Below are 13,458 nucleotides of genomic sequence, written 5' to 3'. Positions count from 1 at the left end.
TTATATCCACTGTTAAATGCTTGCATTTTAATATTAGCCTTTGACAGCACCCAGCATAATGCCTTTGATGAAATGCTTCTGCAAGAATGGATACACCATCATAATCGGAAGAACCGAAATCATGGTAATGGCCATTTTAATCGTCTCTTCTGAAACTTGAACTTCCAAACCAGATCCTGCAGTCTGTCGCGCAGCGTTCTCAGCTATGGCTTTTGAGTCATTGAGATAATTGAATAAAATGATCTGAATCGTTTGCAAACCTGGTTTGTGAACCAGAAAGTAGTTATCCATCCATGTGTTCCAGCAGCCGACCGCCGCATAGACGGCAACGGTTGCAACAATGGGTTTGGATAAAGGGAAAATAATTTTATTGAATAAAGCCATAAATCCAGCACCATCTATTTGAGCCGATTCTTCGAGTGAATCTGGGATTTGCTCGATATACGTTTTGACGAGAATAATATAAAAAGCATTGATGGCTCCGGGGATGATATATAGAAGGAAATTGTCTTGTAATCCGTACGTTTTCATAGTAATGAACCATGGGATCAACCCGGCACTCAGATACATCGACGAAATCACAAATCGATACACGACCTTACGGTAAAGCATCTCCCGCTTGGTTAATAGATAGGCGAACATAGAAGAGAAATAAACGCATATCATGGTGAACAATACTGTTTTTACGACGGACACTACAAATGCCTGAGGTACTGTTCCTAGAGCAAGTATGTTGATATAGCTGTCGAAACTGATTTTAGTCGGGAAGAAATAAATTCCCCTCGCCGCAGTTCTTGGGTCACTGATCGAATAGATAAAGACATAGTAGAATGGATACATGCAAACAAGTGTAAATAGCGTCATAAATACATAATTAAATTGGTCAAATAATCGTTCCCAAATTGAACTGTGTTGCTTGCGTACCATCATGTCCTAGACCTCCTTATCTTCAATAGATTGTTTACACTAACGATTCGCCCCTTGTTTTCTTGGAAAGATAGTTGACAGAGAACAAGAGAATAATACTAATGATGGATTTCAGCATGCCAAGAACCGTAGCGTAAGAATAATCGTTGATGATCCATCCTGTTTTATAAACGTAATAATCCAAAACTTCCACTTTATCCGCTACAAGTGAATTATAGAAAACAAAATATTGATCAAACCCATTATTCAAGAGATTGCTGACCGATAACAAGAGAAGAACAAAGAATGTTGGGGCGAGTCCAGGCAATGTAATATGCCGCATCAATCCAAATTTGTTAGCGCCGTCTATTCGTGCGGCCTCATAAAGCCCCGCATCTATGCCTGCTATCGTAGCAATATAAATAATCACGCCCCAACCCAAGTTTTTCCATATTCCTAACCCTAAATGAAAGAACCATGCGGCATCATTATTGCCCAAAAGCCCGATCACTGGAACACTTAAATGCAAGTTTTTTAACAGTGTATAGTAGAGGCCACTCGTTGAAAAAATCGAAAAAGAGAGCGAGAATACGACAATCCAGCTAATAAAATGAGGAAGTGTAGTGCTCGTTTGAATCATTTTTCTAAACTTGCTGCTTTTTATTTCATTGAGCATAATGGCCACGATCAACGGCAATGGCGCGAATATGAGATTCAGAAAGCTCATCGCTAAGGTGTTTCTTAAGATCCGGAAAACCTCACTTCGTTCCGCATATATTTTCACAAAATTATCAAAGCCTAAAAAATGCAGCTGCGAAAATTTCAACGCCGGATTGTAATCATAGAAAGAAAAGATCCAGCCGAATAGCGGCACATAACTGAAGGCAAACACAAAAATACTAAACGGAATCGCGATGAGAAAATATTTCAATCCTGCTCTATTTTTCTTTCTGGTTCTATGTAACGGCTTTACTACAGTCATGGATATTTCTGATTGCATAGTTCCCTCCACGAAGCGTTTTTTTTTCATTAGGTGCTATTCAATACTTGGGTACATTCATAATAGTAATGTTAAAAACACGAAATAAAAATGAACAATTTTACGAAATACACAACAAATATGAGCACTTTGCCCCAATAAAAAAAGCGTTTACAATTAGGTGGTACTTTTTTACGATTTTTGGACTTTTGGGATTGTTACTTTCAATTTAGTCCCTCTATGCTGTTCACTTTCGATTTGAATGCCATAAGGATCGCCGAAATGAAGCAGTATTCTTCGGTTTACATTCATTAAGCCGATTCCTGTTTCTTGTTGGCTATCTTCACTACCCTTGCTCATTAGAATTTGTTTAATTTCTTGAACCTTCATGTTGGACATGCCTTCGCCATTATCGTAAACAAACAATACAATTTCATGGTTCTGTTCTTCGGCTGTGATGATGATTTCGCCTCCATTGCGACTGTTAAGACCATGATAAATCGCATTTTCTACCAACGGTTGGAGGAGAAAACGAAGGATTTGGCATTCCATGACATCATTGGGTATGCTAATTTTGACTTTAATCTCCCCAGCATAGCGATAATTCATAATTTTGATATAATTCTCGAGATATTCGATTTCTTCACGGATGGAACATAATAGATCATTTTTTTTGAACATGGGATGCAAGATGTCACCTAACGTTGTGAGACTTTCCACAATATTGTCCGCTTTGACCATGATGGCCATCCATTTGATGGTATTTAACGTATTGTAGAAGAAATGGGGATTAATCTGGGACTGCAAAGCACCAATTTCTATCCTTCTCTTCTCTTCCTCGATCGTTTCCTTTTGCTTAAGCAGTTCCACGATACTTTTCGACATTTTATTAAATTGCACAATCAGAATCCCAAACTCATTTCTCACATCCAGATCAAGTGTAAGACCTAGATTCCCTAGTTCCATTTTCTTCATGACCGTGGTTAATCGGTTCAGCGGCATCGTAACCTTACGGATCCAGTACTTGGATAAGATAGCTGCAAAAACCAAGCTAAATATAAACATGATGGTCACGATCTGTCTTAATGTAAAAATATCCTTGGTAAATTCACTCAAGGGAATTTCATAAATTAAAATCCAATCAAAGCTGCTGCTTTTGTAAGACATGATTTGTTTCTTATCGTGTTCATAGCTAGAAAACTTATCGCCGCCGTTAGCAGCAGATAGGAATTGCAGCGGTATCGTACCTTGATTGCCTATTTTGGCTACGTCGCTGTGAGAAACTATTTTACCCGAACCATCCACGAGGTACATTTCTCTGTTCCTGTTATCGCTTGCATGATTATAAATATCAGTAAAATACGTCATATCCACATTAATCACGATGGTACCCGTCTGACTATTCGAAAATATGCTTCTGGCTGCAGATATGTAATAAGTCGGCCTTGAATCTGCTGCTTCTTTAGAGAGCGTATTGCTTGTCGCTATGTTGAAATCCTGAGCCGTAAAGCCACCAAACCAAGTCAGTGTTAGCGCTTTCGATTTAACCACAGGATAAATTTCCGACCTATAAAATTGATTCTGTTTACTCGAAGATTCATAAAGAATATCGTTACTATTCGAACTAGCCCTAATGACGAATCCGTCTTCCCCATAAAAGCTAATGGAATCGATAAATTTATAATTAGAAAGCATCTGGGCAAAATCTTTGAATGCTTTCTCCATTTGAAGAACACGATCAATCTCTGTCATATTCTTGTAATCAATCAAATTTTGCAATTCGCTGTCCAAAACAAGCTGCCTGGAAGCCTGATCCACCTCACCCGCAAAAATAGATAAATTGTAATCATATTGTTTTAACTGCTGCAGACTATTTTCCTTCGCATTGTTTTTTAATATATTTAATATCCCTGAATATGAAAAAATCGAGCTTATGGTGAAGATAAGCAGGAACATGACCAAGAAAGAAACAAACAAGAGATTGGACAAGGAATTTCGATATCTCCTTTTAAATAACGTTCTCATCGTCCCCATCCATCCTTTCTGCCCGATTCTCCACAAACCATTGTTTCTGAAACTCATTCGGCCTCATACCCGTGACCTTTTTGAAAACGCGGCTAAAATAGCTGTAATCCATATACCCTACCTTTTCGGCGATTTCATAGGATTTAAGATGTGTGTTTACCAACATATCCTTGGCCATGTCTATTCGGAAACGGTTCAAATACTCAATAAAGCTCAAATCTAAATTTTTTTTGAATAAACTGCTGAAATGATTAGGGCTCAATTTCACCTGATACGCTACTTGCTGCAACGAGATATCTTGATGGTAATGTAGTTGAATAAACTTCGCCGCTTCTGCGATCTCTTTGTCGATGAATTTCTTCTTCGCATGACTACTTTTAAGCTCGGAGAGAAATTGTTTAAAAATATCTATCGTTTCATCTAACGTCGTGCATTTATGAATTTGGCCCGCAAAATCAAGCGCCATATTGGAAATATCATCCATGTATACATTTAAATAAACGGTTGGCCAATGGATCCATCGGATCACCATGATTTGGATTTCTGCTTTAGAGATACTCGCTGACTGGGTAAGGGTCTTTATTCCCGCTTCTATTTCTTTCGCGTACCTCTCATTAAATTGATCTGAATCTTGCCACATTTTTTCGAGCTTCATGCTAATATCTTTCAGTAAGTTATCTCTCCCCATATCTTGCCATTGGATGAATCTCTCATTCCCCAAAATAAATCGTTGCTCCAGCGCGGATACACATTCACGATACATTTGTTTAAGCGAAGCGTATCCGTTATTAATTGTGCTAATTCCACAGGAAATGGATGTATTTAGGTATTTTTTAATAATATTGTTAATATGCGAGAGAATTTCTTGGACATTCTGGTAAATCGTTTGCTCGCTAACCATATCTGGAAAGCTGAAAAGAAGCATATATTTCTCATCTTTCTCATGTAGAACTTCCCCTCGAAGGTATCCGCCTAACAATTCATTGATGATGTTCAGAATACTAAATCGGATCAGATTTCCTTGATTGTCCTTTAATTTACTCTCCATTTGTTCAAATTTATCAATCGCAAGTACACATAGGACCAGCCGCTCCGGACTTATTCGAAAATGTAATTTATTCGTCACTTCAGCAAATTCCGCTTCCGAATATCGGCCGTAGAACAAATAATCCTTCACGGCATTTTCTTTGAGATGAATGATGTTCGCTTTCAAATCTTCTTGCGCGGTAGTAGTATGTATATTTTCTTCCAGTAATTCAGTTTGTACTTTTTTCAAAACAGATTCCATTTCAACAATGGACATCTTTAGTTTGAGAATATAATCGGAAATTCCCAATTGTACGGCTTTGCGCAATAAATTATATTCGTCATAGGCTGTCAAAATAATAATTTTCGTTTTTGAGTCTTTTTCTCTAATTTGAGAAATAAGCTGCAATCCATCCATGATTGGCATTTTAATATCCGTTAAAATCAAATCTGGTTTTTGGTCATGATAAACTTCCCAGGCTGCTTGTCCATTCGAAACATCCGCAATCACTTCCATGCCCAATTCTCCCCAATCAATGGAGCTTTTCAGACCAATCCGCACCAACATCTCATCTTCTACTATCAAAACTTTAAACAACAGCAAAACCTCATTTCTCAGTTAAGACTTTTGTATAGTCATTATTTGGAAAAATGGAACTCTTTGATTTTACTTTAACACAAGATATTCTCTTTGCTAGTAGCTCCTAAGGATATGAGTGGTGTAAAAACAACAAAACGACAGGGAAGATAATTCCCTGCCGTTTCTATTACTTCATTGCTTCAATCATCATCTTGAAGATCACTAGATCCTGCAGGTAATCTTCCGGTGTCGTCTTTGGCGGCATCCCTTTCGTGACTACCTCATAGAAATACTCAAGCTCACACACATAAGTATCCTTGTAGGTCGGGCGAATAACCGATTCCTCAAAGCTATTCCCGATTGTTTCACTAATATGCAGCGTCGTTGGCAATTGTCGGATATAGGGTGTGTCATACTGAATTAGAACCAATTTATGTTCACCATAAACCTCGATATGAGCGTCAAATCGTCCCTGTTGGTCCATCCCTGTTTCAAATGTGGCGTTGAAGCCATCAAATTCAAATATCGCATTCTTGAATCTCCCACCCAACCAAGATGAAGCCGCCTTAACACGAATGGGCGTTCCGATCAATTCCCGCATGGCCGAAATATCATGACTATTTTAATCCAAGCAATAATCCATAGGCTCCATAGATGTCATCAGGCGCTTCACCGACCGCTTCTTTCATTAATCTGGTGTTTCGCTCCTTTCGGTCGTGTACAGCTTCAATTGGAATGTCATTGAAACGATGAACATTGCTGGATTGACCCGTGAAGAATCCGTTTGGCCCGATGATATCACGCACTCGTGCATAGATAATCGGTCCAAGCGACTTCACCTCTTCTAATGCCCGAAGATAGGCGGGAGCAAATCGCCTCATATAACCAACCATCACATGTACATTTGTGGCATCTCGCGCATCGATAATCTCTTTAACCTCAGCTTGGGTGACGTACATTGGCTTCTCTACAAAAACGTGTATGTTCCTGTTTAACGCCGCAACGGTACACTCCGTATGGTATTCCATGTTATTCAGTACAAAAACAGCATCAAGTTCAGACTGTTCAAACATGTCTGTTGCGTTCAGATATAGTTGTTGAACGCGATATTTCTCCCCCATCTTCGCAAGAAGCTTTGGGGAAATATCACAAAAAGCAACCATCTCATAAAGCTCCGGCAGGGATTCCAGAATCGGCAAATGAATGATTTGCGCTACTTCTCCTATACCAATAATTCCTACTTTAATCTTTGTCATTATCCAATCTCCTCCGACGTCACAACCTGTGATACCCCTACTTTAGATAGTTAGGATTTAAATGTATATTTCGAACTTTGTTGATTTCTTTGAATAATGACAATCTTGAGGAACATGAGCTTCAATTAATGCCTTTATATCCGATATTTACTCTGACTCGGGGGGAAAGAATAAAAAAAGAGCTCAATTGGTCATTTATTGACCGATTGAGCTCTTTTTTTATATAGAATTTTCTCTTCTCTACAGCATATTCCTGAAGTGTTAATGTGAGTTGAGGCAATGCCGCCCTTCGTTGAATCACAGTAGGTGGTGTTTTTATTTTCTCTCAGCGCCCCTACGGATTGATCATTTCATCCTCAGTCCACCCTCTACTCAGCACAGGAAGAACATCATCATATGAGGGATCACCTTTATCTAAAGTCCTTTTCCTCCGACAGGACGCAGTTTGATAGGTTCCACACCTGCTATCATGGGTCGGCAGCTCCCAATAAGTGCGCATACTCACCTTGTCGTCAAATCCCTACACCGGCTTAAGCACGAGAAATGCAAAAAAGACACTAGCCCCAGATTCCCTATCCATGAGGCACCGTTACTAATGTATACCCCTTCTTTCTTACGCCTTTAATAATATCCGGCAAAGCCGCTATGGTAGAAGGATGATCATGCATAACGATAATGCTGCCAGATTGAACTTGGGCTAACACACTTTTAACGACTTTGGAAGGGTCCGTTGTTGCCCAATCTTTGGGATCTTCATTCCACAGTACCATTTGCATGTGGTGTTCTTCCGTTACGAGCTTGGTATCGTTGTTATAGGCACCGTAGGGCGGACGAAATAATGTGACCGGGTGCTTATTGAACTTTATAAGTTTATTTAGACCGCTATTAAACTCATTTTCCTGTGCGTCATAGGTCATTTGCGACATGTGAGGATGCGTGTCCGAATGATAACCAACCTCATGACCCTCATACACAGCCTCGGTCACAGACTGCGGAAAAGCAGCCGCATTTTGTCCGATGAAGAAAAAAGTGACATGAGTGTTTTGTTCCTTTAGAACTTTGAGTAGTTCCTCCGTATATTTCGTCGGACCGTCATCAATGGTTATGGCTACTTGACCTTTACCAACCGAATAAATGGGCTTTAAGGCTGACTTCTTCGTCTGCTTCTTCTCATCAGATACCACGGGTTCTTCCTTTGGGGAACCATTCTCAAATCCAACCGGCTCCTTAATCGGGGTAGCGGCTGATGTATTGTTCGTAGGAAGCACGCCAGTATCGGATACAGGTTTAGGTGCAACATTGGGATCGGGCGAAGCCGCGGGACTTACTGAAGCAAGGGCACTAGCAACGCCGGGAGTAGCAGCTTGCTCACACCCCGTTAACAAAAGGATAGTAAGCATACTAATTATTGAGCATCGAGAAAGTTTCATATTCAACCTACCCATGTAATATTGGCTGTAAATTATATTTGAGAAAAGCCCATTCTATGATCCATAAGTGACATTTACTGTTAGTGTGGTATAGCCTGTTAACCTAGTATCAGCACCAAATTCGTAGGTCACTCTTCCAACGTTGTTATTCATTACTATACCATTGGTTAGCGCAGCTTTCATAACGGACTGCGCACTCCCTAAAGAGCTTTTATAACGAAAAGTGATCTGGCTCTGCCGGGCTGAAATCCCTCCTTGAAGTAAGGCCTGAACCGCGGATATGGAATCGGCCGTGTTCTCAGCCGTCTCTCCGGAGAGTCCTGTAGAACTCAGCAATGCTTGAGAAGCGGCTGCATCCATAGCGCCCGACTGTACTTCTTGTCCCAGCGCTTGAATAAAATCTTGAGACGCAGCCGGGTAAGTCCCTGTCCATGTATGATCGTGCTTCATTTGAGCATCTGTCAAATTAAAGTAATGATACATCAGTCTACCTTTCACATCAGGAACAGGATCATCCCATGTCGTATCCAGATGGTACCAATTACCGTCAAGCTTGACCAAATTCCATGTATGCAGTTGGCCTCCGGCATGGCCTTCCACAATTTTATTCGGGATGCCAGCCTCGGTAAGCAACCGATATGTGAGCAAAGCATATCCTTGACAGACGGTTGTGCCTTTAGTCAATCCGCCGTATGCTGTATGTTCGACCAAAGATTGATCATAAGCCAGGTGGGAGATCACGTAATCATGCACGGCCTTCTCCTTCTCGAAATCGTTCATCCCGGCATGGATGATTGAAGCTACTATAGTCTTAGCCTGTTCGGAAACATAATCCGTTTGCACTTTAGACTCCAAATAGGAGAGTTTGAACGTAACCGTCGCTACACCGTCATATTCATAATTCAGGCCATTATAAATATAATGCAAGTAATCATTGTCCGCTAGCAATGCATTGACATAGCTTTTAATCTGTTGGAATTCGTTCGGATCGTCTAATGTAATTTGAAAATCAGTTTCTTGATTCAGCAAATGGTCCTTGAGCGATTGCTGCCATGATGGTAAAGCAGCCTCCTGTGTTGTCCCCGTATCTGAAGCAATTGACGTCCAAGTGCTATCCGGCACATCCTTCATAGATTGGGCTAGCAAAGCAGCCATTTCCTGTCTTGTCATATTGTCGCGCGGACGGTAAGACCAACTTTCCCCTGATTTACGGGCATCAATAGCATACCAGCCTTTAGACAGTACACCGCTAACCGCAGGGACCGCCCATGCATCGGGCGAGTCTTGAAACTTAAGAGCAGCGGGTGCGGCGATGCCTCTACTTTGGGCTAACCGCCATATCATTGTGGCAGCTTCTTCCCGTTTCACCGGCTGTTCGGGTGTGAAGGTGCTAGCGCTCGTACCCTCAATGATCCCTGCTTGATAAGCCGCGCGTACATACGGAGCAGCCCAATGACTTTGAATATCTTGAAAAGGTACAGACGAACCGTCATCCTTCAACTGAAAAGCAACTGCCACAAACTTAGCGAACTGTGCGCGAGTCAGCGTCTTAGACGGACCGAACTGCTCCGGCGCAACACCGTCCGTGACACCTAACCGCCCAAGATCATTGATATAGGATATATAGGGACTTGAACTAGAGACATCGGCAAAACTACTGGCGGAAGCTCCCGTTACGTTCCAAAGAGAGATCAGGCTGACCATAGATGCGATTAGACCTAGTTTCTTCATGTTGTAGCCCTCCTCATTTTCTTATATAAGCGCATAGATGAGCCCACTCCTAACCCCTAACATAACATAACTAAATTAAACTCGAATTAAAGTTAAATTAATTTTCGCAAATAATTTATTGATAAATAAAAAGGACAGACGAATGATTAAATTCGGTCTGTCCTTTACTTATTCATATGCATGGCCACGATACTTTTCAACGTTTCATCAGCAGCCCGAGTACTATTATTCCAAAAAAATACCAATGTCATTAAAATAACGGAGTGCTAAAATGTAATTTGGCTTGCTGAAGTTAACATTTCATTAGTGAGATTTTTTAGAAAGATAGAAGAGGCATAAATCGATAGAATAGGAGGAGTTACCATGAATATTGCAACAACTACGTATAAACAAATACAGGGCTGGAGCTGGCTGAAGCGAATTTTGGGCGCTGTCGCGCTGTTTGGATTCCTTAGCTCTAGCTTCCTATATTTGACTCCACTAGGGACGAATATCCGCATGTTTTTGGCTAATACTGTCATCGAAACGCAACACCGCGACTGGGCTTGGATCTTCGTCGGTGCCAAGAAACGCGATGAAATGATCAACGCGATAGGCTTAATGAGCGATGCAAACGCCAAAGAAGCGCAGGATTTGAGCGCAATTACGATCCGCAAACATGAAGGTGAATTAACTAAAGTCGAAGACATCTCAGGTCATGGTTGGGTTGGCAAAAAAATGTATGTCTACGACCCGCGAGCTCTGCGAGTTGTCGTACCCAACACGGTAGGCCAAGGAGAACGCATAACTTCCATGGTACAGCGAACGGGCGCGATTGCCGGAGTGAACGGCGGCGGCTTCGACGATCCGCAAGGGCTTGGCAACGGTTTTGCTCCGGTCGGCGTCATAATGTCAGGAGGCAAAATACTGTACACTGGCGTGGACGGAACCGTTCCACAGCACGTAGTTGCCTTCACTAAAGAAGGAAAGCTCGTTATAGGTAAATATCCGATTGACCAACTATTGCAGATGCACGTTACAGATGCAGTGTCGTTCTATCCGCGCGTGATTGCGAACGGTAAAGCTTTACCGATCGAAGGAGATGGTCTCAACCCGCGGACAGCCATTGGTCAACGTGCTGACGGCGTCATCATTCTCGTGGTCATCGACGGGCGTCAACCTCCTTACAGTATAGGAGCGACGCTGAAGGAAGTACAGGATTTGTTGCTGGCAGAGGGATGTATTAACGCTGGCTTCCTAGACGGTGGCGCTTCCTCCGAGATGGTTGTAAACGGACAACTCATTACTAAGCCGTCCAGTAAATATGGCGAACGCAGACTGCCTTCAGCCCTGCTCGTCTTTGAACATCCGGATAAGATTCAAGTTCCGAATATCTGGGATGGTTTGACGAAGATTGATCCGGGCGGTGCTTACGACAATCCGGGTTATATTGCGGACATGCAAAAGCAGCATTCCAATAAACCCAAAACAACGTCTACTCCAAATGCCAAGGCTTCTGCTACAAGAACACCTGAGCCCACACAAACGCCTGGCGTAATCGAGACGCCGTCTCCATCGCCAGAAGGAAGCTTGGCGCCTTCGCCTGGCGTAACACCATCAGTCAAACCTACCGTTTCGCCAACGCCAGCCGTTACTCCAACTGGCAGGCCCTCCGTATCGCCAACACCAGGCGCTACTCCAGGGGAAACGCCAACAGGTACGCCGTCGGGAAAAAATAAATAATATCAAGCCCCAAGCTTGTTTAAATAAGCTTGGGCCTTTTTTTATATATACAGATTGATAACATTCGGATTACACCACTTGTAAATCCAGTATATCCAAAAGTCATTGAATTTATGGGGCAATTTGTACTGAGAAATATCTGCTGAGTAAATTTCTTGCAATATTTAACTCACTATTTCTGCCCGTTACTTCCTCGGTATTCCTCTTAAAAAGTTTTATTATTTCCCCTGTAAAAGCTTTTTAATCTCAGCCAAATCTTCCTTCACTTCATTCCTAAACTCAGCAAAATCTGCCTCAAGTCTATGCAGATGACCCTGCATATCATCAATTTCTTGCTCTGCTTTATAGTTGATTGCAAAATCAATTATAGCTTCTTGTTTGTCTCTTGCTGACTGTCTATTCTGACTCATCATGATAATTGGAGCTTGGAATCCAGCAAGAAAGGATAATAAAAGATTTAACAAAATAAAAGGAGGTTCATCAAAATGAATGACCTTTGTGATCGCCAATGTGTTTAAGATAACCCATGCTACCAAAAATACAATGAAAATATTAATAAATTTCCAACTTCCAACAAACTCCGCTACATTATCAGCAAGTTTATCTGACCATTTTGTTGATTTTGCATAATCTTCGTTTAAATGTTCATGTATATTGCTTTGAAAATTTTCAACCAATCGTTGAATTCGTCCTGCGTAATCTTTTAAATCCTTTGTGTTTTCCTTCTCCATGTTATCACCGTTCCCATTGTATTTGTTTAATTCATCCTTTACTGAGAGGTCGCAATATAGTCCTTTTTGAATTTGTTCATGCAAATCACTCATTATCCCCCTACCCAATCCAAAAGGATATTATCAACAATATTTTACCACAATCTATTCCACTAAACTGCCCGTCCCTCGGTGAGCGAAAGGCTTGACTCGAGTAGCAGCCTTTTTCTATGCTGTTGTTCCGGGTAGGAAGAAAAATAATAAAATTTCTTAGTACGAATTAACAACTAAAAACCCTTAAAGTGAATTACTTTAAGGGTTTCATTTTAGTTTAATATCTACTGTTTATTAAAGAATATATTTGTTGAATATCCTAGGGGCTTGTTTGTACGACATAAAAATCTAGCCGACATGCTCACTTAAACTACCTTGGGAAACTCCAATTAACTTAGCAAATTCTATTTGATTAAGGTTATGTATTTTTCTGAGTCGTCTTACGTTATCCCCAATGACATTCAAAAAAAACCTCCAAATCGATACGAATTATGACAACGTTTATTACAGAGATTTAGAGGCCAAATTTTAAAGTAATTTTCAACAAGGTAATACGCTATTAAAAACTCTCTCCACAAATGGTCATAAAAAATCCCGATGTATCAAGGCTTGTGCCACATCGGGACTGACTTAGTTGTGACAAATCTTCGTTACAACTCTATGACAAAATTAATTACAAACGGTGACAAACTGAATTACAACTCACAACAATGACAGGTGTGAGTTGTAATTCACTTTGTCATTGAAAACACCTCATTTTGGGGTATTTTGTAATGTCTATTTGGCACTCTTTGTAATGAGAATTGTCACAAACAGTATTTCTCTGTACTTATTATTGTCACAATTCGATAGTTCCTTACCCCAAGCCTAAATGCTCCAAGTTTCCTTACCGGAGGAATCGTCTATGATAGCAGAACTGGGCCTAAGCATGCATTACGCAAAATCCCATCCTGGGTAGAATCCTAAGGTCACATCCAATCCTAAAAACAAAAAACACGATATCCCCTATTGGGTTCCGTGTTCTCTGTTTTTGAACCTA

General features: G+C 40.9%; 11 protein-coding genes. 1 reads left to right on the top strand and 10 read right to left on the bottom strand.

The features are described 5' to 3' along the window. Positions 1-33 precede the first annotated feature (33 nt). The 8 genes from GC098_RS08265 to GC098_RS08235 form a co-directional block, all read right to left on the bottom strand. A complete protein-coding gene (locus GC098_RS08265) occupies positions 34-930 on the bottom strand; it encodes a carbohydrate ABC transporter permease (protein WP_246358501.1) in 897 nt (298 codons plus the stop codon). Between the two features lie 31 nt (positions 931-961). After that, entirely contained in the window at positions 962-1,888 is a 927-nt protein-coding gene (locus tag GC098_RS08260; RefSeq protein ID WP_171642739.1) for an ABC transporter permease subunit, read from the bottom strand. 189 nt (positions 1,889-2,077) lie between these two features. Further along, positions 2,078-3,910: a cache domain-containing sensor histidine kinase gene (locus tag GC098_RS08255; RefSeq protein ID WP_171642737.1), complete on the bottom strand. Its 1,833-nt coding sequence runs from the start codon at positions 3,908-3,910 to the stop codon at positions 2,078-2,080. Next, positions 3,894-5,534, bottom strand: a complete 1,641-nt coding sequence (locus tag GC098_RS08250) for a response regulator (protein WP_171642735.1) — start codon at positions 5,532-5,534, stop codon at positions 3,894-3,896. Before GC098_RS08250 ends, GC098_RS08255 begins: the two co-directional genes overlap by 17 nt. Positions 5,535-5,703: 169 nt before the next feature. Then, positions 5,704-6,117: a hypothetical protein gene (locus GC098_RS39900; protein WP_246358500.1), complete on the bottom strand. Its 414-nt coding sequence runs from the start codon at positions 6,115-6,117 to the stop codon at positions 5,704-5,706. 16 nt (positions 6,118-6,133) lie between these two features. After that, positions 6,134-6,772 (bottom strand): Gfo/Idh/MocA family protein, encoded by a 639-nt coding sequence (locus tag GC098_RS39895; RefSeq protein ID WP_246358499.1) that lies wholly within the window; start codon positions 6,770-6,772, stop codon positions 6,134-6,136. A 572-nt stretch (positions 6,773-7,344) separates the two neighbouring features. After that, the gene (locus GC098_RS08240) at positions 7,345-8,172 is read right to left on the bottom strand and encodes a polysaccharide deacetylase family protein (protein ID WP_171642733.1); all 828 of its coding nucleotides are present in this window, start codon (positions 8,170-8,172) and stop codon (positions 7,345-7,347) included. An 84-nt stretch (positions 8,173-8,256) separates the two neighbouring features. Beyond that, positions 8,257-9,933, bottom strand: coding sequence for an S-layer homology domain-containing protein (locus tag GC098_RS08235; RefSeq protein WP_171642731.1), 1,677 nt, complete (start codon positions 9,931-9,933; stop codon positions 8,257-8,259). Between the two features lie 363 nt (positions 9,934-10,296). Here GC098_RS08235 and GC098_RS08230 point away from each other — a divergent pair, with 363 nt between their 5' ends. Then, positions 10,297-11,655, top strand: coding sequence for a phosphodiester glycosidase family protein (locus GC098_RS08230; RefSeq protein WP_246358498.1), 1,359 nt, complete (start codon positions 10,297-10,299; stop codon positions 11,653-11,655). Positions 11,656-11,873: 218 nt separating this feature from the next. Here GC098_RS08230 and GC098_RS08225 read toward each other — a convergent pair whose 3' ends face one another. Both GC098_RS08225 and GC098_RS41490 read right to left on the bottom strand, forming a co-directional pair. Next, positions 11,874-12,479, bottom strand: coding sequence for a DUF1003 domain-containing protein (locus tag GC098_RS08225; RefSeq protein ID WP_171642728.1), 606 nt, complete (start codon positions 12,477-12,479; stop codon positions 11,874-11,876). A gap of 288 nt (positions 12,480-12,767) precedes the next feature. Then, entirely contained in the window at positions 12,768-12,884 is a 117-nt protein-coding gene (locus tag GC098_RS41490; RefSeq protein WP_376773849.1) for a helix-turn-helix domain-containing protein, read from the bottom strand. Positions 12,885-13,458: the final 574 nt, after the last annotated feature.

Source organism: Paenibacillus phytorum (genome assembly GCF_013141715.1).
GTDB lineage: Bacteria > Bacillota > Bacilli > Paenibacillales > NBRC-103111 > Paenibacillus_E > Paenibacillus_E phytorum.
Note: the sequence above shows the minus strand (reverse complement) of the source record. Positions and strands in the feature narration are given on the sequence as shown.